This is a genomic window from Streptomyces sp. NPDC057616, assembly GCF_042800575.1.
Classification (GTDB): Bacteria; Actinomycetota; Actinomycetes; order Streptomycetales; family Streptomycetaceae; genus Streptomyces.
The window spans coordinates 80,939-101,379 of the sequence record NZ_JBHVGU010000023.1 but is presented as its reverse complement, the minus strand read 5'-3'; the positions used below and the strand labels follow the sequence as shown (position 1 = coordinate 101,379).

The following is a 20,441-nucleotide window of genomic DNA, read 5'->3' as shown; positions in this document are numbered from 1 at the left end:
GGCCCTCAGGTCTCTGGCCTCTCGCCTCTGGCCGACCGGGACAGGCCCGGACGGAAGCCCCGCCCCTCCAGCCCGGGGGGCCTCCGTCCGGGCCACGGCGTCTTCGGGGCGCACCCTGGGCCTAGGCTGAACATATGAGCAAGCAGAACGGACGCGGTCGCGTCGCCGGCCTTCCGGAGTGGGACCGCTGCGCGGTCATGGGGGTCGTGAACGTCACACCCGACTCCTTCTCCGACGGTGGCCGCTTCTTCGACACCACGGCGGCCGTCAAGCACGGACTCGAACTGGTCGCCGAGGGCGCGGACCTGGTCGACGTCGGCGGCGAGTCCACCCGGCCCGGCGCCACCCGCGTCGACGAGGCCGAAGAGCTCAGGCGCGTCATCCCGGTCGTCCGGGGGCTCGTCTCCGAGGGCGTCACGGTCTCGGTCGACACCATGCGCGCCCGTGTCGCCGAGCAGTCCCTCGCGGCCGGCGCCGCCCTCGTCAACGACGTCAGCGGCGGCCTCGCCGACCCCGCGATGATCCCGGTGGTGGCGGAGACCGGCGCCCCCTTCGTCGTCATGCACTGGCGCGGCTTCCTGGAGGGCGGCAACGTCAAGGGCGTCTACGCCGACGTCGTCGCCGAGGTCGTGGACGAACTGCACGCGCGCGTGGAGGCCGTCCTGGCCGGCGGCATCGCCCCCGACCGCATCGTGGTCGACCCGGGCCTCGGCTTCTCCAAGGACGCCGAGCACGACCTGGTGCTCCTCGCCCACCTGGACCGCCTTCTCGCCCTCGGCCACCCGCTGCTCGTCGCGGCCTCCCGCAAGCGGTTCCTCGGGCGCGTGCTCGCCGGGCCCGAGGGCGCGCCGCCGCCCGCGCGCGAGCGCGACGCCGCCACGGCCGCCGTCTCCGCGCTCGCGGCGCAGGCGGGCGCGTGGGCGGTGCGCGTCCACCAGGTGCGCGCGACGGCGGACGCCGTACGGGTGGCACGCGCCGTGGAAGGAGCGCGCGACGTGGGACACGCGCCCGGCGCACCCGGCGCCGAAGGAGTCCGGTGAGCGCCCCCCACACCGACGTCGAGCAGGTCGAGGCCGCCAACACCGCCTTCTACGAGGCCATGGAGCGCGGTGACTTCGAAGCGCTCTCCGCGCTCTGGCTCGCCCCGTCCGACCTGGGCGTCGACGAGGAGTTCCACGATCCGGCCGACGTCGGCGTGGTCTCCTGCGTACACCCCGGCTGGCCCGTGCTCACCGGCCGCGGCGAGGTGCTGCGGTCGTATGCGCTGATCATGGCGAACACCGACTACATCCAGTTCTTCCTCACCGATGTGCATGTCTCCGTCACCGGCGACACCGCCCTGGTGACCTGCACCGAGAACATCCTCAGCGGCGGCCCCGCGCCCGAGGGCGGCGGGGAGCTCGGCCCGCTCGTCGGCCAGCTGGTGGTCGCCTCGAACCTCTTCTGCCGCACCCCCGAGGGCTGGAAGCTCTGGTCCCACCACGCCTCGCCCGTGATGGCCGAAAACGACGCGGCAGAGGAGGACGAGACCCCCACCTGAGTGGGTAGGCGCCCCGTCGGGACCAACAAGTGGTTGGAATCACGGACCCGTGGGTAGGGGCGGCTACCAACCCGTGAGCCGCCGGGTTCCCCAGGGGAAACACGCGATGAAACTCCTGGTTCCGGCTCAGGCCCATGCCCCCGTGGCCCGGTCCTGTCAGTGCCCGCAGGTAGATTCGTTCGAGGCCGGTGTGCCGCCCGCACACGGTACGTACCGGCCGTCACCGACGATTGCAGGAGTGATTCGCGTGGATCGTGTCGCGTTGCGCGGCCTGAAGGCCCGCGGGTACCACGGCGTGTTCCCCCGGGAGCGCGAGGAGGGCCAGACCTTCATCGTGGACCTCGCCCTCGGCCTGGACACCCGTCCGGCCGCCGCCGACGACGACCTGGCGAAGACCGTGCACTACGGCATCGTGGCGGAGGAGGTCGTGGCCGTCGTCCAGGGCGAGCCCGTCGACCTCGTCGAGACGCTCGCCGAGCGCATCGCCCAGGCCTGTCTGAAGCACGAGGGGGTCCAGGAGGTCGAGGTCTGCGTCCACAAGCCGGACGCACCGATCACGGTCCCCTTCGACGACGTGACCGTCACCATCACCCGGAGCCGAGTATGACCGCGTCCTTCACCGAGGGTCACAGCGACCCGACCGTACAGCCGGTACCCGCCTCCGTCGTGGCGCAGGTGGACGCCGCCGACACGACGCTGCACAACCCGAAACGGGCGGTGATCTCCCTCGGCTCGAACCTCGGCAACCGCCTGGAGACGCTCCAGGGCGCCATCGACGCGCTGGAGGACACCCCCGGCGTCCGCATCAAGGGCGTCTCGCCGGTCTACGAGACCGAGCCCTGGGGCGTGGAGCCCGGCAGCCAGCCGTCGTACTTCAACGCGGTCGTCGTCCTGAAGACCACCCTGCCGCCGTCCTCGCTCCTGGAGCGGGCCCACGCGGTGGAGGAGGCGTTCCACCGGGTCCGGGACGAGCGCTGGGGCGCCCGCACCCTCGACGTCGACATCGTCGCCTACGCCGACCTCGTCGACGACGACCCGCATCTCACGCTCCCCCACCCCCGGGCCCACGAGCGCGCCTTCGTCCTCGCCCCCTGGCACGACGTCGACCCCGACGCCCAGCTGCCCGGCCACGGCGCCGTCGCCGATCTCCTGGGTGCCGTCACGCGCGCGGGCGTGACACCTCGCCAGGACCTGGAACTCCACCTGCCCGAGTAGTCGTTAAGGTCAGGACGACCACTGTCTGCGGGACGGTCCGCCAGGACCCGGGGGAGTTGAAGGGACACCGTGAGAGAGCTGCGCATCAGGGTGCTGGTCGGCGTGTTCGTCGTGGCCGCGATCCTGTCCTGGGCGGGCGCCCGCCTCTGGAACGCGGTCGGGACCCTGCCCAGCGTCCCCCTGGCCGCCCCCATCGTGCTCGCCCTGATCGCGGTGGTCCTGCTCGCCACGGCGCTGTCCCTGCGCGCCCGCTTCAAGGCCCAGCGGGAGCGCCGCCCCGAGGCCAAGGGCGTCGATCCCCTGATGGCGGCCCGCGCGGTCGTCTTCGGGCAGGCTAGCGCCCTCGTGGCCGCCCTCGTCGCCGGGATGTACGGCGGCACGGGCGTCTTCCTGCTGGAGCTTCTCGACATCCCCGCCCGCCGCGACCAGGCCATCTACGCCGGCTTCTCGGTCGTGGCGGGCATCGCCGTCATAGTCTCGGCCATCTTCCTGGAGCGCGTGTGCCGACTCCCGGAGGACGACGAGAACAACAACGGCGCCGCCTCCCCCGCCTGACGGCATCCCGCGCCTGACGGCGGTGCGCCGCCCGGCGTCAGCGCGCCATGATCAGGCTCATCGCCTCGTTGCGGGTGGCCGGGTCACGCAGCTGACCGCGCACGGCGGACGTTATGGTCTTCGCCCCGGGCTTGCGGACGCCGCGCATCGACATGCACATGTGCTCGCACTCGACGACGACGATCACGCCGCGCGGTTCGAGGATCTCCATCAGCGAGTCGGCGATCTGCGTGGTGAGTCGTTCCTGCACCTGCGGCCGCCGGGCGTAGACGTCCACAAGCCGGGCCAGCTTCGACAGACCCGTGATCTTGCCGTCGGTGGACGGGATGTACCCGACGTGGGCGACGCCGACGAAGGGCACCAGGTGGTGCTCGCAGGAGCTCAGCACCTCGATGTCCTTCACGAGCACCATCTCGTCGTGGCCCAGGTCGAACGTCGTCGTCAGCACGTCCTCGGGCTTCTGCCACAACCCCGCGAAGATCTCCCGGTACGCCCGCGCCACCCGCGCCGGCGTCTCCTTGAGGCCCTCCCGGTCGGGGTCCTCGCCGACCGCGATCAGCAGCTCGCGCACGGCGTTCTCAGCGCGCTTCTCGTCGAACTCGCCGATCGAACCCTCGCCGTCCAGCGTCACGGGGTCGGTCATGTGGTGCCTCGTTCCATTGCGGGGTCACGCGTGCGTACCACGCGCCTCAGCTGCGGACATGGCGAAATGCCGCGCCCCCCAGGCTAAAACCTGGGGGGCGCGGCATTCATTCCGGGCCTGTCGCGGCCGCCGGAGGAGCGGTGTCAGCTCTCCGGACGGTCCTCAGGAGCGGGCTCGGCCACCGGGGCCGACTCCGTGGCGGTGGCCTTGGCGGTGGAGATCGCCGGGGTCGCGCCGTTGGCGCCGTTCGTCAGTGCGAGCTCCTTCGGGGAGAGCACCGGCGGACGGGTGGACGGCGTGCGCCGGGACGAACCGGTCCACGCGGGCCGCGGCGGGCGCTTGACGATGGGGGCGAAGATCTCGGCGATCTCCTCCTTGCCCAGCGTCTCCCTCTCCAGCAGCTGGAGGACGAGGTTGTCGAGGACGTCGCGGTTCTCGACCAGGATCTCCCAGGCCTCGTTGTGCGCGTTCTCGATGAGCTTCTTGACTTCCTCGTCCACCAGCGCGGCGACCTCTTCCGAGTAGTCGCGCTGGTGAGCCATCTCACGTCCGAGGAACGGCTCGGTGTTGTCGCCGCCGAACTTGATGGCGCCCAGCCGCTCGGTCATGCCGTACTGCGTGACCATCGCGCGGGCCGTGGTGGTGGCCTTCTCGATGTCGTTCGCTGCGCCCGTGGTCGGGTCGTGGAAGACGAGCTCCTCGGCCGCACGGCCGCCCAGCATGTAGGCCAGCTGGTCCAGCATCTCGTTGCGGGTCGTGGAGTACTTGTCCTCGTCCGGCAGCACCATCGTGTAGCCGAGGGCACGGCCTCGCGACAGGATCGTGATCTTGTGGACCGGGTCGGAGTTGGGAGACGCCGCCGCGACCAGGGCGTGACCGCCCTCGTGGTACGCGGTGATCTTCTTCTCCTTGTCCGACATGATCCGGGTCCGCTTCTGCGGGCCCGCCACCACGCGGTCGATCGCCTCGTCCAGCATGGAGTTGTCGATCAGCTTCTTGTCGCTGCGGGCCGTCAGGAGCGCCGCCTCGTTCAGCACGTTGCTCAGGTCGGCACCGGTGAAGCCCGGCGTCCGGCGGGCGACGGCCGCGAGGTCGACGTCCGGGGCGACCGGCTTGCCCTTCTGGTGGACCTTGAGGATCTCCAGGCGGCCCTGGAGGTCCGGCGGGTCGACCGCGATCTGCCGGTCGAAGCGGCCCGGGCGCAGCAGCGCCGGGTCGAGGATGTCCGGGCGGTTCGTGGCGGCGATGAGAATCACACCGCCCTTGACGTCGAAGCCGTCCATCTCGACGAGCAGCTGGTTCAGCGTCTGCTCGCGCTCGTCGTGACCGCCGCCGAGGCCGGCGCCGCGGTGGCGGCCGACCGCGTCGATCTCGTCGACGAAGACGATCGCCGGGGCGTTCGCCTTGGCCTGCTCGAACAGGTCACGGACCCGGGAGGCACCGACACCGACGAACATCTCGACGAAGTCGGAACCCGAGATCGAGTAGAACGGGACCCCCGCCTCACCGGCGACGGCACGCGCGAGGAGCGTCTTGCCGGTACCGGGACGGCCGTAGAGCAGCACGCCCTTGGGGATCTTGGCGCCGACGGCCTGGAACTTGGCCGGCTCCTGCAGGAACTCCTTGATCTCGTGGAGTTCCTCGACGGCCTCGTCGCAGCCCGCGACGTCGGAGAAGGTCGTCTTGGGGGTGTCCTTGGTGATGAGCTTGGCCTTGGACTTCCCGAAGTTCATGACCCGGGAACCGCCGCCCTGCATCTGATTCATCAGGAACAGGAAGACGACCACGATCAGAACGAAGGGCAGCAGGGAGAGCAGGATGCCCAGGAAGGGATTCTGCTTGGACGGCGAAACCGTGTAGCCGTCCGGGATCTGCTTGTTCTGGTACTTGGTCTGCAGCGTATTGGCGATGTTCACGCCCTGGTCGCCGATGTAGCTCGCCTGGATCTTCGAGCTGCCCTCGACCTTTTCGCCGTCCTTGAGCTGGACCTTGACGGTCTGCTCGTCACCGGTGGTCAGCTTCGCCGACTGCACCTTGTCGTTGTTGATCGCTGCCACGACCTGGCCGGTGTCCACCGTCTTGTAGCCGCCGGACGAGCCGACGACCTGCATCAACACGACCACGGCAAGGACGGCCAGCACGATCCACATGACCGGCCCACGGAAGTATCGCTTCACGTCCATCCATACGGAGCGGTGTCGCCCCGTCCCTCCTGCCATAGTGAGTTTGATAAGACAGTTCTTCTGACGGTACCCCAGCTTTGTCGCGCGAAGCCGCACGGGAGGGCTGGCAAGCCCGTCTGCATGCTCCAACGGCGCGAAACCCGCTGGGGTTCCCGATCGTCCTACTGGGAAGGCCTAGTCGGCTCAGCCGCCGTAGACGTGGGGCGCGAGCGTACCCACGAACGGGAGATTGCGGTACTTCTCGGCGTAGTCGAGGCCGTATCCCACGACGAACTCGTTCGGGATGTCGAAGCCGACCCACTCCACGTCGATGGCGACCTTGGCGGCGTCCGGCTTGCGCAGCAGCGTGCACACCTTGAGCGACTCCGGCTCGCGGGAGCCGAGGTTGGACAGCAGCCAGGACAGGGTCAGCCCGGAGTCGATGATGTCCTCGACGATCAGGACGCGCCGGCCCTTGATGTCGGTGTCGAGGTCCTTGAGGATCCGCACCACACCGGAGGACTGGGTGCCCGCGCCGTAGGAGGACACGGCCATCCAGTCCATGGTGACGGGGGTGGACAGCGACCGGGCGAGGTCCGCCATGACCATCACCGCGCCCTTGAGGACGCCGACGATCAGCAGGTCCTTGCCCGCGTACTCCGCGTCGATCTTCGCGGCCAGCTCGGCCAGCTTCGCGTCGATCTCTTCCTTGGTGATGAGTACCTGCTTGAGGTCGGCACCCATGTCTTTCGCGTCCACCCGCATCACTTTCGGTCGTCCCACCGGCCGCCCATCACCCCCCAAAGGGGGGCAAGGTTTCAGCCTTGCCGAATCACCAGTCTGCCACCCTGGCGCTGGGCGACGACTTTGCCCGGAAGATTGATGACTCCCTGGCCGCGCCAGCCGGTGATCAGCCGGTCGACTTCCTCGATGTGGCGGGCGAACAGCGAACCCGCTGGCGCCCCGGCCTCGATCGCGGCCCTGCGCAGGATGCGGCGGCGCACGGCGGGCGGCAGGACGTAGAGCTTCGCGCACTCCAGGAGACCGGCCGCGTCGCGTACGGAGGTCTCGGCCTGGCTGGCCCAGGCGTCGAGGGCGTCGGCGTCGTCACGGGAGAGCTGGGCGGTGCGGGCCAGAGCCTCGACGACGCCCTTGCCGAGCGCCTTCTCCAGGGCCGGCAGGCCCTCGTGGCGCAGCCGGGAGCGGGTGTACGCGGGATCGGCGTTGTGCGGGTCGTCCCAGACGGGCAGGGACTGGACCATGCAGGCCTTGCGGGCGGTCTGCCGGTCGAGCTGGAGGAAGGGTCGCCGGTAACGGCCGCCGGCCCCCGAGACCGCGGCCATTCCGGACAGGGAGCGGATGCCGGAGCCGCGGGCGAGCCCCAGCAGGACGGTCTCGGCCTGGTCGTCGCGGGTGTGGCCGAGCAGGATCGCGGTGGCTCCGTGGTGGAGGGCGGCGGCGTCGAGGGCGGCGTAGCGCGCGTCGCGGGCGGCGGCCTCGGGGCCGCCCTCGCGGCCGACGGTCACGGCCACGGAGTCGACCGGGTCGAGGCCCAGTTCGCGCAGGCGCAGGGCGACTTCCTCGGCACGCAGGTCGGACCCGGGCTGCAGCCCGTGGTCGACGGTGACGGCACCGGCGCGGATGCCGAGCTTGGGGGCCTCGAAGGCGAGGGCGGAGGCGAGGGCCATGGAGTCGGCGCCGCCGGAGCATGCCACGAGCACGAGCGGCGACGACCGGCGCTCGTGCGAGGACTGCTCGAAGAGCCGGGGGCCCTTGGAGGCGGTCTGGTGCTCGTTGAGGATGTCGTGGAGGACGTGGCGGACCGCCAGGCGTATCGCCGCGACCGCTGGATGGGGACCCATGTCCGGTTCCCTTCATGAAGTTTTCGGGGGGTTGAGCCCGGGTCGGTCACTCAGAGTGTGTAGATGGTGACAGAACCGGGCCGTTCCCCGAGCATCGCACGCCTACCCATCGCTCACGGTCCCTCGGACGGGTGATTGGAGGGGCGTTCGCCTGCCGTCGGCCGGATTCCTTTCACGCCCTTCCGCGGGGTTCACGACTCGCTCTTGCGGTGCACCCGCGCGACCCAGTCCGCCGGTTTGGCGATCTCCGCCTTCGTCGGGAGGGTGTTGGGGGAGGTCCACACGCGGTTGAAGCCGTCCATGCCGACCTGCTCGACGACGGCCCGCACGAACCGCTCGCCGTCGCGGTACTGCCGGAGTTTGGCGTCCAGGCCCAGCAGCTTGCGCAGGGCCATGTCCAGCCGGGAGGCGCCCTTCGCCCGGCGCTGCTGGAACTTCTCGCGGATCTCGGCGACGGAGGGCACGACCTGCGGGCCCACGCCGTCCATCACGAAGTCGGCGTGGCCCTCCAGGAGGGACATCACGGCGGTGAGCCGCCCGAGGATCTCCCGCTGCGCCGGCGTCTGCACGATCTCGACGAAGGACCGTCCGCCGTCCTCCTCCTCGCCCTCGGGGCGTCCGCCCGACAGCGACTGGGCGGCCTCGCGGATGCGCTCCAGGACCGTCATGGGGTCGACGTCGGTCTCCCCCAAGAAAGACTGGATTTCACCCTCGAGGTGGTCGCGCAGCCAGGGCACCGCGCTGAACTGCGTGCGGTGCGTCTCCTCGTGCAGGCAGACCCAGAGGCGGAAGTCGTGGGGCTGTACGTCGAGTTCACGCTCCACGTGCACGATGTTCGGCGCGACGAGGAGCAGCCGGCCGCCGCCGCTCTCCCCGGCCGGGAGCTCGCGCGAGGCCGGCGCGAACGTCTCGTACTGGCCGAGGACGCGCGAGGCCAGGAACGACAGCAGCATGCCCAGCTCGACACCCGTGACCTTGCCGCCGACGGCGCCGAGGACCGCACCGCCGGGGGTGCTGCCGCGCCGCTCCTGCATCTTGTCGAGGAGCGGCTTGAGGATCTCCCGGAAGCCCGCGACGTTCGCCCGCACCCAGCCGGGGCGGTCGACGACGAGGACCGGGGTGTCGTGGACCTCTCCCGTGCCCATCTGGGTGAAGCCGCGGACGTGCTCCTCCGAGGCCTTGGCATGCCGGCGCAGTTCCGCGACCACCTCTCGGGCCTCGTCACGGCTCACGTCGGGGCCCGGCCGTACGAGCCGGGTCGCGGTCGCCACCGCGAGATTCCAGTCGACCATCTCGGCACCACCGATGCTCGTCATGCGTCAACGGTACGTGAGCGCCACCACTTGGGGCAGGCCGCGCGGGCGGCCCGGTGCGAGCCGGCCGGTACGGCGTCAGTGGCAGCCGCACGCCGCCAGGGCTGTCGCCGTCCGGTCCAGGGCCGACTGGGCCGCCACCGCGTCGGTGGTGTCCGAGGCGAGGAACGCGAAGGCCAGCAGGCGCCCGTCCTGGTCGACCACCGTGCCCGCCAGGGTGTTCACGCCGGTCAGGGTGCCCGTCTTCGCCCGTACGAGCCCTGCCGCGCCGTCGTTGTAACGGCTGGTCAGGGTTCCGGTGAAGCCGGCCACCGGCAGGCCCGTGAGGACCGGGCGCAGTTCGGGGTGGGCCGGGTCGCCCGCCTCGACCAGCAGGGAGGTGAGCAGGTCGGCCGTCAGCCGGTCGTTGCGGTCGAGGCCGCTTCCGTCGTGGAACTGTGCGCCCTTGAGCGGGAGTTCGAGCTTCCTGAGCTGGGCGGCGATCGCGGCCGCGCCGCCGTCGAAGCTCGCCCGCTTCCCCGTCGCGACGGCCGTCTGGCGGGCCAGGGCCTCGGCGATGTCGTTGTCGCTGTTGGTCAGCATGCGCTCGACCAGGGCGGAGAGCGGGGGCGAGGAGACGGCGGCGACGTCCTCGGCCTTGCCCGTCGCCCTGGCCGGCCCCGGGGTCGTGGCCTTGACGCCGTCGTCCTCGAGAAACGCGGCGAACTTGTGGGCCGCGTCCGCCGCCGGGTCGCTCACGCGCTTGACCGGCCCGCTCGTCGAGTCGTCCGTACGGCCCTCGTCGGCGGCCAGGGCGCTCACCGGCGCGAGGTTGACGTTGACGCCGATGCGGTGGAGCGCGCGGCCGGCGTACAGGCTCGCGTCGTAGGAGAGGGTCACCTCTTGCAGGCCGCGCTTCTTCAGCGCCTTCGCCGTCCGGTCGGCCAGCACCTTCAGGCTCGCCCAGCCTCCCCCGTCCCGCGCGCGGGACGTCAGGGTCGGGTCGCCGCCGCCGACCAGGACGAGCTTCCTGGTGCCGGGCTCCAGGACGGTGCGGGTGCTCAGGCGGTGGTCGGCCCCCATCGCCGACAGGGCGGCCACCGCGGTGGCGATCTTCGTCGTGGAGGCGGGGGTCAGCGCGTCGCCGGCGCCGGTGCCGTACAGGCGCCTGCCGGTGGCGACGTCGACGACCGCGGCGCCGTGGTGGGCGCCGAGCGCGGCGTCCTTCAGCAGGGGGTCCAGGACGCCGGCGAGGGCCGTACCGGTCGGGGACGGCTGCACGGCGGTCGTGGCGCGCCCCAGGCCGACCAGGACGGACGCGGCGCTGGGAGCGGGCCGGGGCGCCCCGGCCGCCGTACCGGATGAACCGGACGAATCGGAATTACGGCCGTGATCTGTGCCACCCGTGCGTTCCAGGGCGACTGCGCGGTCCTCCTCGGCCGTACGCTGACCGGAGGAGTCCCAGGGACCGGCGGCGGTCGCCACGGTGACCGCCAGCGCCAGACCGGCGACTGCGGCGCCCGCGGTGAACGGCCATGTGCCGACGGACTTCGGCCGCGTGAACCGGACGGTCCGCACGCGCGCGAGCCGCGGTTTCGCGGCGGCCGTGGCCCGTTGGAGGCCCGGTCGCACTGCGTTCGCGGCTCGTTCGAGATGCGGGCGTACGGTACCGGCGGCCCGTGCCAGACGCGGTCGGACGGCGTCCGCGACCCGCGTCATATGCGGTCTTGCGGCCCGCCAAGGCCTCAGCTCGGGCACGACCACCAGCCCCTTTCGCGATCACACACCTGCGTGAGGGACACTTAACCACCAGAACTATGTGCTGATCATGGAGGAGCCACCGGTGGAGTTCGACGTCACGATCGAGATCCCGAAGGGTTCGCGGAACAAGTACGAGGTGGACCACGAGACCGGTCGGATCCGCCTGGACCGTCGGCTCTTCACCTCGACCGCCTACCCGACCGACTACGGCTTCGTCGAGAACACCCTCGGCGAGGACGGCGACCCGCTGGACGCGCTGGTCATCCTGGACGAGCCGACCTTCCCGGGCTGCCTCATCAAGTGCCGTGCGATCGGCATGTTCCGGATGACGGACGAGGCCGGCGGCGACGACAAGCTGCTGTGCGTGCCCGCGACGGACCCGCGTGTGGAGCACCTGCGTGACATCCACCACGTTTCGGAGTTCGACCGCCTGGAGATCCAGCACTTCTTCGAGGTCTACAAGGACCTGGAGCCCGGCAAGTCCGTCGAGGGCGCCAACTGGGTGGGCCGCACGGACGCCGAGATCGAGATCGAGCGCTCCTACAAGCGGTTCAAGGAGCAGGGTGGCCACTGAGGCCTGAGTCTTCCGACGGGCCGCACGCGGACGCGTGCGGCCCGTTTGGTTTTCTGTGCGCATACTTGCCTTGCTGCACGCGTCGTACAGGGAGCGTTACTCACGTGACGGAGGCGGAGGACCGCAAGCCGCAGTCGGACGAGGCCAGGGGCACGTTCGACCCGGAGATCACATCCGAGTTCGCCATCCCCGCGGGCTTCGCCGCCCCGGCGGGTGTCGCCGAGCCGGAGACCACCTCGGAGTTCGAGGTCCCCGACGGCCTGGACGTCTCCCCGCCGCACGCCCCCGAGCCCGAGGGATCGGCGTTCAGCACTCCGCGCACCTACAACGCCAAGCAGGCCCCGGCCGCCTTCACGCCGGCGACCGGCGTCCCCGTGGTCAGCCTGACCAAGGACGCGCCCTGGCAGGACCGGATGCGCACCATGCTGCGGATGCCGGTCGCCGAGCGGCCCGCGCCGGAGCCGGGCCCGAAGGCGGAGGAGGGCGGCCCCGCCGTCCCTCGCGTGCTCGACCTGACCCTGCGTATCGGCGAGCTGCTGCTGGCCGGCGGCGAGGGCGCCGAGGACGTGGAGGCCGCGATGTTCGCGGTCTGCCGCTCCTACGGCCTCGACCGCTGCGAGCCGAACGTCACCTTCACCCTGCTGTCGATCTCCTACCAGCCCTCCCTCGTCGAGGACCCGGTGACGGCCTCGCGGACCGTGCGGCGCCGGGCCGTCGACTACACGCGGCTGGCCGCCGTGTTCCAGCTGGTGGACGACCTCAGTGACCCCGAGACGCATCTCTCCCTGGAAGAGGCCTACCGGCGGCTCGCCGAGATACGGCGCAACCGGCACCCCTACCCGGGGTGGGTGCTGACCGGGGCGAGCGGCCTGCTGGCGGGCGCGGCCTCCGTGCTCGTCGGCGGTGACGTGTTCGTGTTCGTGGCGGCAGCGCTCGGCGCGATGCTCGGCGACCGGCTGGCGTGGCTGTGCGCCGGGCGCGGGCTGCCGGAGTTCTACCAGTTCACGGTGGCCGCGATGCCGCCGGCCGCCCTCGGGGTCGCGCTCACCGTGGCGCACGTCGACGTCAAGGCGTCCGCGGTCGTCACCGGTGGACTGTTCGCGCTGCTGCCGGGACGGGCGCTGGTGGCGGCCGTGCAGGACGGCCTGACCGGCTTCTACATCACCGCCTCGGCCCGGCTGCTGGAGGTCATGTACCTCTTCGTCGGCATCGTCGTGGGCGTGCTGATCGTCCTGTACTTCGGGGTGAACCTGGACGCCAAGCTGAACCCCGACGCGGCCCTGGGCAGCTCCCAGCGGCCCGTCGTGCAGATCTGCGCGTCGATGCTGCTGTCCCTGACCTTCGCGGTGCTGCTGCAGCAGGAGCGGGCCACCGTGCTGTGGGTGACGCTGAACGGCGGCGTCGCCTGGGTGGTGTACGGCGCTCTGCACTACCCCGGCGGTCTGTCTCCCGTCGCCTCCACCGCGGTGGCGGCAGGGCTGGTGGGCCTGTTCGGGCAGCTGCTGTCGCGCTACCGGTTCGCGTCCGCCCTGCCCTACACGACGGCCGCGATCGGGCCCCTGCTGCCCGGCTCCGCCACCTACTTCGGGCTGCTGGCGATCGCCCAGAACAAGGTCGACAAGGGGCTGGTGTCCCTGGCCACGGCGGTCTCCCTGGCCATGGCCATCGCGATCGGGGTCAACCTCGGCTCCGAGATCTCGCGGCTCTTCCTGCGGATGCCGGGAGCGGCCAGCGCGGCCGGCCGCCGGGCCGCCAAGCGGACCCGCGGGTTCTAGCCCTGGCCGTTCGGGTACTGCCCGTTCTGCCGGTCGTCGTACTGCTGCTGGTACGGGTACTGCTGGGCGTACTGCCAGTCGGCGTCGTACTGCTGCTGGTCGGGGTGGTGCGGCTGGTTCGGGTCGTAGGACCGGTTCGGGTCGTACGCCTGCTGCTGCGGCGCGTACTGCTGCGGGTACTGCTGCGGGTACTGCTGCTGGGAGTACTCCGGCTGGGCGTACTGCTGCTGCGGCCGGTGGTGGTCGCGGTCGTCCGCCGCCGGGACGCGGCGCAGCTGGGTCGTCGCGTCGTCCATGACCGGGGGCTGGTGCCGCTCCGGAGCCGGTGCCGCGGCGGGCGTCCCGGGGTTCTTCCTGGCCTTGCTGCGGGCGCGCAGGAACTCGATGGCGATCGGGACCACCGAGATCAGGACGATCAGGATGAGGATCGCCTCGATGTTCTTGTGGACGAAGTCCACGTTGCCGAGCCAGGAGCCCAGCAGGGTCACGCCCGCGCCCCACAGGACGCCGCCGATGACGTTGAAGGTGATGAAGGAGCGGTACCGCATGCCGCTGACGCCCGCGATGATCGGCGTGAACGTGCGCACGATGGGCACGAAGCGGGCCAGGACCAGGGACTTGGGGCCGTACTTCTCGAAGAACTCGTGCGCCTTGACGACGTTCTCCTGCTTGAACAGGCGGGAGTCGGGGCGGCTGAAGAGCGAGGGGCCGACCTTCTTGCCGAAGAGGTAACCCGCCTGGTCGCCGGCGATCGCGGCGAGGCAGATCAGCAGGATGGCCCCCCACAGCGGGAAGTCCAGGGTGCCCGCGGTGATCAGCAGGCCGCACGTGAACAGCAGCGAGTCACCCGGCAGGAAGAAGCCGATGAGCAGGCCCGACTCGGCGAAGACGATCAGGAGCAGGCCCCAGATGCCGAACGTGTCGAGCAGATGGTTCGGGTCCAGCCAGCTCGGGCCGAGGGCAAGCGTCGTCACGGTTCCGGGCTCCCTGAGGGGGTGAGAGAAGGTACGGCGTCCTTCTGCGGGCGCACAAAGCTATCAACGCAATGTGTCCGCCCCAGGTTCCACCGGTGCCTCCAGGATGCACTGTGCGCGGACTGGCACAAAGCTGTGAGCCATGGGAATGGACGAATACGGCGGCGGCCAGGAGCCCCAGCCGGACGTACTGGTGGTGACGACGAACGACGTACCCGGACACCGGGTCCAGGAGGTCCTGGGCGAGGTCTTCGGGCTGACGGTCCGCTCCCGGCATCTCGGGAGCCAGATCGGTGCCGGACTCAAGTCGATGATCGGCGGTGAGCTCAGGGGGCTCACCAAGACGCTCGTGCAGACCAGGAACCAGGCCATGGAGCGGCTCGTCGAGCAGGCACGCGCGCGTGGCGCGAACGCCGTGCTGATGTTCCGCTTCGACGTGACGGAGGCCGCGGACGTGGGCACGGAGGTGTGCGCCTACGGGACCGCGGTGGTCCTGGCCCGGGAGTGAGCCCCCGGACCAGGACCGCTATGCGGTGCGGCGGTCGGCGTTCGCCAGGATCGCGTCCTTCAGATGCTCGGCGAGACCGGGCCGCATCGCGTCGTAGAACGCCTTGAAGCGCTCGTCGGCGACGTACATCTCGGCGAGGCACCGGTGCATCTCGTACGGGCACTCGTAGAACCACCGGCTGATGTGCTGCCGGTGTTCCTCGGCCAGGTCGGTCGCCGCCTCCCCGGCCGCCGGTTCGCCGGCGGCCACCAGGGCGGTGTAGCGCTCGGCCCAGGCGTCGGCCTCGGCCTGCAGGCGCTTCCAGTCCTCCTTGGTGTAGGTGGCCGCGCGGCGCTGCGACTCGGCGTACGCCTCCGTGTTCCCCCAGCGCTGCTCGGTCTCCTCGGCGTACTGCGCGGGGTCGTTGTCCCCGAAGACCTCGAAGCGCTCCTCGGGTGTGAGGTTGATCCCCATCTTGCGTGCCTCCATGGCGTGTTCGACGGCCGCCGCCATCTTCTGGAGCCTCTCGATCCGGGCGGTCAGCAGCTCGTGCTGGCGGCGCAGGTGCGCGCGCGGGTCCGCGGCCGGATCGTCGAGCAGGGCGGCGACCTCGTCGAGCGGGAAGCCGAGCTCCCGGTAGAACAGGATCTGCTGCAGCCGGTCGAGGTCGGCGTCGCTGTAGCGCCGGTGTCCCGCACGGCTGCGCCCGCCGGGGGCGAGCAGGCCGATGGCGTCGTAGTGGTGCAGCGTGCGCACCGTGACGCCGGCGAAGCCCGCGACCTGTCCCACCGAATAACTCACTTCGTCCGCTCCCTTCTCGGTACGCACTCCACGCTGAACCCTCACGCCACGTGAGGTGCAAGCCGGTTCCGCCGGCCGATGCCGGGTGTTCGTCTTCCAGATGTTTGCTTCCTTTCGTCCGCTTATGGTGAGGCCGTGGCCCACGACACCGCCCAGCAGGCGCCCGCGGTCCCCGCGACACCGGCCCGCACGCTGGCGCCGTTGATCATCCCCGCTCTGGCCGTGGGAGTGGGGGCGAGTCTGCTGTTCGTCGGCGTGAGCGCGGCGGCGGAGCAGCTCCAGCACGTCCTGTGGAACAACCTGCCGGACGCCCTGGGGGTGGGCCGGTACTCCGACCTGTGGATTCTCATCATGCTCACCGCGACCGGCATCGCGGTCGGCCTGGTGGTGTGGAAGGTGCCCGGGCACGCGGGCCCGGACCCGGCGACCCTGAGCCTGAACGCCCCCGTCCTGCCGCTGTCGGTGCTGCCCGGTCTGGTGCTGGCGACGGCCCTTATGCTGGCGGGCGGGCCGAGCCTCGGTCCGGAGAACCCGATCATCGCGGTGAACGTGGCGCTCACGTACTGGCTGGGCAGCCGGCTGATCAGCCGGGCACCCGGGCAGCTGTGGCCGGCGCTCGCCGAGGCGGCGACGATCGGCGCCCTGTTCGGGACGCCCGTGGCGGCGGCGCTGGTCATCTCCGAGGCGCTCGCCGGACGTCAGATGCGAGGGCTGCTCTGGGACAACGTGTTCGGGCCCCTGGTGGCCGCCGGGGCGGGCTCCCTGACCACCTCCCTGGTGGCGCATCCGAGCTTCGACATGCATCTGCCGCCCTTCGGCCGGCCCGGCTGGGCCGACCTCCTGTCCGTCCTGGTGGTCGCGTCGCTGGCGGCGGTCCTCGGCATGTGCGCGGTCTACGCCTTCCCGTACGTCCACAGCCTCTTCGCGCACCTGAAGCACCCCATGCTGGCCCTTCCGGCCGGCGGGGTCGTGCTGGGGCTGCTGGGCGCCCTGGGCGGGCATCTGACGCTCTTCAAGGGCCTGGACGAGGTCGCCGACCTGGCGAAGAACCCGGACGGCTGGTCGGCGGGGCAGTTCGCGGGGATGGCCGTGGTGAAGCTGGCCGCGCTGCTCGTCGCCGCGTCCTGCGGCTTCCGCGGCGGCCGGATCTTCCCGGCGGTGTTCGTCGGGGCCGCCTTCGGGCTGGGCGCGCACGCCCTCGTTCCGGCCGTCCACCCGGCGGTCGGCGTCGCCGCGGGCGTCCTGGGCCTGCTCCTCGCCGTCACCCGCCAGGGCTGGATCAGCCTGTTCACGGCCGCCGTGCTGGTCGCCGAGCCCTCGATCATCGCCCTGCTCTGCTTCGCCTCACTGCCCGCCTGGCTGCTGGTGACCGGCCGGCCCCAGATGCAGCTGCGGGACGACGGAACTCAGGTCCGCTGACACCCGTTCTTCGAATGACACAAGGGAGAGAAGCCCATGGCCCTCCACAAAGGTCCGCAGAAGCACGACGAGCGCCCGGTGTCGGTCAACCCCTTCTTCGGGGAGGCCAATCCGGTCGCCGGCATGACCGACGCCCCGCCCAGGCACCGGCTCCCGGACGGCCCGCTGCCGCCCATGACGGCGTATCAGCTGGTGCACGACGAGCTGATGCTGGACGGCAACTCCCGGCTGAACCTCGCCACCTTCGTCACCACCTGGATGGAGCCGCAGGCCGGCGTCCTGATGGCGGAGTGCCGGGACAAGAACATGATCGACAAGGACGAGTACCCGCGCACCGCGGAGCTGGAGCGGCGCTGCGTGGCGATGCTCGCCGACCTGTGGAACGCGCCGGATCCGGCGGCCGCCGTCGGCTGTTCCACGACCGGCTCCAGCGAGGCGTGCATGCTCGCCGGGATGGCCCTCAAGCGCCGCTGGAGCAAGCGGAACCAGGCCCCCGGGGCGCGCCCCAACCTGATCATGGGGGTCAACGTCCAGGTGTGCTGGGAGAAGTTCTGCAACTTCTGGGAGGTCGAGGCGCGCCTCGTGCCCATGGAGGGCGAGCGCTACCACCTCGACGCGCAGGCCGCCGTGGAGCTGTGCGACGAGAACACCATCGGGGTCGTCGGCATCCTGGGCTCCACCTTCGACGGCTCCTACGAGCCCATCGCCGACCTGTGCGCGGCCCTCGACGCCCTCCAGGAGCGCACCGGGCTGGACATCCCGGTGCACGTCGACGGCGCGTCCGGCGGCATGATCGCGCCGTTCCTCGACGAGGACCTGGCGTGGGACTTCCGCCTCCCGCGCGTGGCGTCCATCAACACCTCGGGACACAAGTACGGCCTCGTCTACCCGGGCGTCGGCTGGGCCCTGTGGCGCGACAAGGAGGCGCTGCCCGAGGAGCTGGTCTTCCGGGTCAACTACCTGGGCGGCGACATGCCGACCTTCGCCCTCAACTTCTCCCGGCCCGGCGCGCAGGTGGTCGCGCAGTACTACACGTTCCTGCGGCTGGGCCGCGAGGGCTACCGCGCCGTGCAGCAGACGACCCGGGACGTGGCCATGTCCCTCGCCGAGCGGGTCGAGGCGCTAGGCGACTTCCGGCTGCTGACGAAGGGCGACCAGCTGCCCGTCTTCGCGTTCACCACCGCGGACGGCGTGGAGGCGTACGACGTCTTCGACGTGTCCCGGCGCATGCGGGAGAGCGGCTGGCTGCTGCCCGCGTACACCTTCCCGCCCAACCGCGAGGACCTGTCCGTGCTGCGGGTGGTGTGCCGCAACGGCTTCTCCAACGACCTCGCCGACCTGTTCATGGAGGACCTCTGCCGGCTCCTGCCGGAACTGCGCAAGCAGCCGCACCCGGCCCCCAAGGACAAGGGAGCGGCCACCGGCTTCCACCACTGACGCTTCGACCGGGCCGAGGCCCCCGAAGGGGCGCGGGGATCATGAGCCGCTCCGTGCCCACCCGGCCGCGCCCTGAAGGGGCCCGGGGAACCGCGCGACCGGCCACGACGGCGCCGCGGACGGCGGACGAACCGTCGTGGCCGCCGGCGAGCCGTCGCTGCCGCACCCCGCGGAGCGCTCAGCGGCTCAGGCGGGCGAACCGCCGTACGGCGAGCGGGAAGAACACCGCGAGCAGCACCAGCGGCCACCCGACCGCCGCCCAGACGTGCCCCGGCTCCCCGCCGGGGCCGCCGAGCAGGTCGCGCACGGCCGTCGCGGTCTGCGACATCGGGTTCCACCCGACTACCGTGCCGAGCCAGTCCGGCATGGAGCCGGGGACGGCGAAGGCGTTGGACAGGAACCCGACCGGCCAGACCAGGATCTGCACCGCCTGGACCAGCTCCGGCCGGCCCGCGACCAGCGCCAGGTGGATGCCGATCCACAGCATGGCGAAGCGGAGGAGCAGCAACAGGCCCATCGCGCCGAGGAATTGGGCCGGCGAGCCGTGCGCCCGCCAGCCGAGCGCGTACCCGACGCCGACGAGGATGGCGAGCCCGGCCACCGACTGCACCATGTCGGCGGCCGAACGGCCCACCAGGACCGCGCCGTTGGCCATCGGCAGCGAGCGGAAGCGGTCCACCACCCCCTTGTCGAGGTCGCGGGTGACGTTGAGCATCGTGCTCTCCAGGCCGAAGGCCATGGTCAGCGCGAGCATGCCGGGGACCAGGTAGTCGACGTAGTCGCCCTCGACGTCCCGGCCGCCGCCGACCAGGTAGCCGAACATCAGCAGCAGCATCACGGGGAAGATCAGCCCGACCAGCACCTGCACGGGCTGCCGTGCCCAGTGGGCGAGTTCGCGGCGGGTCATGGTCCAGCAGTCGGTCAGCACGTAGCCGCTCACGCGGCGGCCTCCTTCGTCCGGCCGTCCCGCCCGGCCGGTTCCGTCAGCCGCAGGAACACCTCGTCCAGGGTGGGGCGGCGCAGGACGATGTCCTCCGCCTCGATGCCGGCGTCCTCCAGGGCGCGTACGACACCGGCGAGCGCCGCCATGCGGTCGGTGACCGGGGCGCTGAGCAGACGGCGATCGGCGTCGACCGAGATCCGCGCCTTGGGCACCGGCAACAGGGCCACCGCGGCGCCCAGTTGGCCCGCGTCGCGCAGCACGACGTCGATGCGGGTGCCGCCGGTGGCCGCCTTGAGCTCGTCGGCGGTGCCGTCGGCGATCACCCGGCCGGCGTCGACGACCGAGATACGGCCGGCCAGCTGGTCGGCCTCCTCCAGGTACTGGGTGGTGAGCAGGACCGTCGTACCGCCGCCGACCAGGGAGCGGACCGACGCCCACACCTCGGCGCGGCCGCGCGGATCGAGGCCGGTCGTCGGCTCGTCCAGGAACAGCACCTGCGGGTCCCGGATGAGGGAGGCCGCCAGGTCCAGGCGGCGCCGCATGCCGCCGCTGTAGGCGCGGACCGGCTTGCGGCCGGTGTCCGCCAGGCCGAAGCGCTCCAGGAGTTCGCCGGCGCGCACGCGCGCGTGGCGGGCGCCGAGATGGTGGAGGCGGCCGAACATCTCCAGGTTCTGCCGGCCGCCGAGCTCCTCGTCGAGCGCCGCGTGCTGGCCCAGCAGGCCGATGCGCAGGCGCACCGCGCGGGCCTCGGTCAGCACGTCGTGCCCGGCCACCTCGATCCGGCCCGCGTCGGGCCGCAGGAGGGTGGACAGGATGCGGACCAGGGTCGTCTTGCCCGCGCCGTTCGGCCCCAGGACCGCGTGCACGGTGCCCCGGGCGACCGCGAGGCCGAGCCCGTCCAGGGCGTGTTTCGCGCCGTACGTCTTGCGTGCTCCGTCGACGGTGATCGCCGCGTCGGCCACTGCCGCTCCTCCTCTAGTCAAACTTGACTACTGGCACGA

The 20,441-nt window shown here is 71.3% G+C and carries 20 protein-coding genes; 10 read left to right on the top strand and 10 right to left on the bottom strand.

The features are described from left to right. The first annotated feature begins 134 nt into the window (after positions 1-134). The 5 genes from folP to ACFU97_RS27510 all read left to right on the top strand — a co-directional run bounded on the left by folP (position 135) and on the right by ACFU97_RS27510 (position 3,310). Positions 135-1,040: a dihydropteroate synthase gene (folP, locus tag ACFU97_RS27530; RefSeq protein WP_384261530.1), complete on the top strand. Its 906-nt coding sequence runs from the start codon at positions 135-137 to the stop codon at positions 1,038-1,040. After that, entirely contained in the window at positions 1,037-1,540 is a 504-nt protein-coding gene (locus tag ACFU97_RS27525) for a nuclear transport factor 2 family protein (protein WP_384261529.1), read from the top strand. Before folP ends, ACFU97_RS27525 begins: the two co-directional genes overlap by 4 nt. 247 nt (positions 1,541-1,787) lie before the next feature. Next, positions 1,788-2,147, top strand: coding sequence for a dihydroneopterin aldolase (gene folB, locus ACFU97_RS27520; protein ID WP_384261527.1), 360 nt, complete (start codon positions 1,788-1,790; stop codon positions 2,145-2,147). Next, positions 2,144-2,755: a 2-amino-4-hydroxy-6-hydroxymethyldihydropteridine diphosphokinase gene (gene folK / locus ACFU97_RS27515; protein ID WP_384261525.1), complete on the top strand. Its 612-nt coding sequence runs from the start codon at positions 2,144-2,146 to the stop codon at positions 2,753-2,755. Before folB ends, folK begins: the two co-directional genes overlap by 4 nt. Positions 2,756-2,824: 69 nt before the next feature. Beyond that, entirely contained in the window at positions 2,825-3,310 is a 486-nt protein-coding gene (locus tag ACFU97_RS27510) for a DUF3180 domain-containing protein (protein ID WP_384261523.1), read from the top strand. 37 nt (positions 3,311-3,347) lie between these two features. On the opposite strand, the gene folE is transcribed toward ACFU97_RS27510, so the two are convergent. From folE to dacB, 6 genes are all read right to left on the bottom strand, one after another. Beyond that, the gene (gene folE / locus ACFU97_RS27505) at positions 3,348-3,953 is read right to left on the bottom strand and encodes a GTP cyclohydrolase I FolE (protein ID WP_384261521.1); all 606 of its coding nucleotides are present in this window, start codon (positions 3,951-3,953) and stop codon (positions 3,348-3,350) included. Positions 3,954-4,096: 143 nt separating this feature from the next. Next, a complete protein-coding gene (gene ftsH, locus ACFU97_RS27500) occupies positions 4,097-6,136 on the bottom strand; it encodes an ATP-dependent zinc metalloprotease FtsH (protein WP_384261519.1) in 2,040 nt (679 codons plus the stop codon). A 183-nt stretch (positions 6,137-6,319) separates the two neighbouring features. Further along, on the bottom strand, positions 6,320-6,880 hold the full coding sequence (gene hpt / locus ACFU97_RS27495) for a hypoxanthine phosphoribosyltransferase (RefSeq protein ID WP_384261700.1): 561 nt from the start codon (positions 6,878-6,880) through the stop codon (positions 6,320-6,322). Positions 6,881-6,933: 53 nt separating this feature from the next. Then, on the bottom strand, positions 6,934-7,977 hold the full coding sequence (gene tilS / locus ACFU97_RS27490) for a tRNA lysidine(34) synthetase TilS (protein ID WP_384261516.1): 1,044 nt from the start codon (positions 7,975-7,977) through the stop codon (positions 6,934-6,936). Positions 7,978-8,168: 191 nt separating this feature from the next. Then, positions 8,169-9,293: a zinc-dependent metalloprotease gene (locus ACFU97_RS27485; protein ID WP_384261514.1), complete on the bottom strand. Its 1,125-nt coding sequence runs from the start codon at positions 9,291-9,293 to the stop codon at positions 8,169-8,171. Positions 9,294-9,368: 75 nt separating this feature from the next. Beyond that, positions 9,369-10,988 carry a D-alanyl-D-alanine carboxypeptidase/D-alanyl-D-alanine-endopeptidase gene (gene dacB / locus ACFU97_RS27480; RefSeq protein WP_384261511.1) on the bottom strand — a complete coding sequence of 540 codons (1,620 nt, stop codon included), beginning with the start codon at positions 10,986-10,988 and terminating at the stop codon, positions 9,369-9,371. A 124-nt stretch (positions 10,989-11,112) separates the two neighbouring features. On the opposite strand from dacB, the gene ACFU97_RS27475 reads away from it, so the two are divergent. Both ACFU97_RS27475 and ACFU97_RS27470 read left to right on the top strand, forming a co-directional pair. Continuing rightward, the gene (locus ACFU97_RS27475) at positions 11,113-11,604 is read left to right on the top strand and encodes an inorganic diphosphatase (protein WP_010044289.1); all 492 of its coding nucleotides are present in this window, start codon (positions 11,113-11,115) and stop codon (positions 11,602-11,604) included. A 104-nt stretch (positions 11,605-11,708) separates the two neighbouring features. Continuing rightward, complete coding sequence (locus ACFU97_RS27470) at positions 11,709-13,379, top strand: threonine/serine exporter family protein (protein WP_384261509.1); 1,671 nt, start codon at positions 11,709-11,711, stop codon at positions 13,377-13,379. Here ACFU97_RS27470 and ACFU97_RS27465 read toward each other — a convergent pair. Then, positions 13,376-14,353: a DedA family protein gene (locus ACFU97_RS27465; RefSeq protein ID WP_384261506.1), complete on the bottom strand. Its 978-nt coding sequence runs from the start codon at positions 14,351-14,353 to the stop codon at positions 13,376-13,378. The two genes, ACFU97_RS27470 and ACFU97_RS27465, sit on opposite strands and share 4 nt — an antisense overlap. A 142-nt stretch (positions 14,354-14,495) precedes the next feature. Between ACFU97_RS27465 and ACFU97_RS27460 the strand changes: the two genes are divergently transcribed. Next, positions 14,496-14,861: a YbjQ family protein gene (locus tag ACFU97_RS27460; RefSeq protein ID WP_384261504.1), complete on the top strand. Its 366-nt coding sequence runs from the start codon at positions 14,496-14,498 to the stop codon at positions 14,859-14,861. Between the two features lie 18 nt (positions 14,862-14,879). On the opposite strand, the gene ACFU97_RS27455 is transcribed toward ACFU97_RS27460, so the two are convergent. Beyond that, positions 14,880-15,641 (bottom strand): MerR family transcriptional regulator, encoded by a 762-nt coding sequence (locus ACFU97_RS27455; protein ID WP_384261502.1) that lies wholly within the window; start codon positions 15,639-15,641, stop codon positions 14,880-14,882. Positions 15,642-15,776: 135 nt separating this feature from the next. Between ACFU97_RS27455 and ACFU97_RS27450 the strand changes: the two genes are divergently transcribed. Then, positions 15,777-17,060, top strand: coding sequence for an ion channel protein (locus ACFU97_RS27450; RefSeq protein WP_384261500.1), 1,284 nt, complete (start codon positions 15,777-15,779; stop codon positions 17,058-17,060). A gap of 36 nt (positions 17,061-17,096) precedes the next feature. Beyond that, complete coding sequence (locus ACFU97_RS27445) at positions 17,097-18,497, top strand: glutamate decarboxylase (RefSeq protein ID WP_384261497.1); 1,401 nt, start codon at positions 17,097-17,099, stop codon at positions 18,495-18,497. 178 nt (positions 18,498-18,675) lie between these two features. On the opposite strand, the gene ACFU97_RS27440 is transcribed toward ACFU97_RS27445, so the two are convergent. Together ACFU97_RS27440 and ACFU97_RS27435 are read right to left on the bottom strand one after the other, a co-directional pair. After that, positions 18,676-19,437 carry an ABC transporter permease gene (locus tag ACFU97_RS27440; protein ID WP_384261495.1) on the bottom strand — a complete coding sequence of 254 codons (762 nt, stop codon included), beginning with the start codon at positions 19,435-19,437 and terminating at the stop codon, positions 18,676-18,678. Continuing rightward, the gene (locus ACFU97_RS27435) at positions 19,434-20,402 is read right to left on the bottom strand and encodes an ATP-binding cassette domain-containing protein (protein ID WP_384261493.1); all 969 of its coding nucleotides are present in this window, start codon (positions 20,400-20,402) and stop codon (positions 19,434-19,436) included. The genes ACFU97_RS27440 and ACFU97_RS27435 overlap by 4 nt, the downstream gene beginning before the upstream one ends. Between the last annotated feature and the right edge of the window lie 39 nt (positions 20,403-20,441).

What these genes read in the sequence shown, in the direction of transcription:
- folP (WP_384261530.1), top strand. Translation starts at nt 135, where the DNA reads ATGAGCAAGCAGAACGGACGCGGTCGCGTCGCCGGCCTTCCGGAGTGG.
- folK (WP_384261525.1), top strand. Translation starts at nt 2,144, where the DNA reads ATGACCGCGTCCTTCACCGAGGGTCACAGCGACCCGACCGTACAGCCG.
- folE (WP_384261521.1), bottom strand. Translation starts at nt 3,953, where the DNA reads ATGACCGACCCCGTGACGCTGGACGGCGAGGGTTCGATCGGCGAGTTC.
- ftsH (WP_384261519.1), bottom strand. Translation starts at nt 6,136, where the DNA reads ATGGACGTGAAGCGATACTTCCGTGGGCCGGTCATGTGGATCGTGCTG.
- hpt (WP_384261700.1), bottom strand. Translation starts at nt 6,880, where the DNA reads ATGCGGGTGGACGCGAAAGACATGGGTGCCGACCTCAAGCAGGTACTC.
- tilS (WP_384261516.1), bottom strand. Translation starts at nt 7,977, where the DNA reads ATGGGTCCCCATCCAGCGGTCGCGGCGATACGCCTGGCGGTCCGCCAC.
- ACFU97_RS27485 (WP_384261514.1), bottom strand. Translation starts at nt 9,293, where the DNA reads ATGACGAGCATCGGTGGTGCCGAGATGGTCGACTGGAATCTCGCGGTG.
- dacB (WP_384261511.1), bottom strand. Translation starts at nt 10,988, where the DNA reads ATGACGCGGGTCGCGGACGCCGTCCGACCGCGTCTGGCACGGGCCGCC.
- ACFU97_RS27460 (WP_384261504.1), top strand. Translation starts at nt 14,496, where the DNA reads ATGGGAATGGACGAATACGGCGGCGGCCAGGAGCCCCAGCCGGACGTA.
- ACFU97_RS27445 (WP_384261497.1), top strand. Translation starts at nt 17,097, where the DNA reads ATGGCCCTCCACAAAGGTCCGCAGAAGCACGACGAGCGCCCGGTGTCG.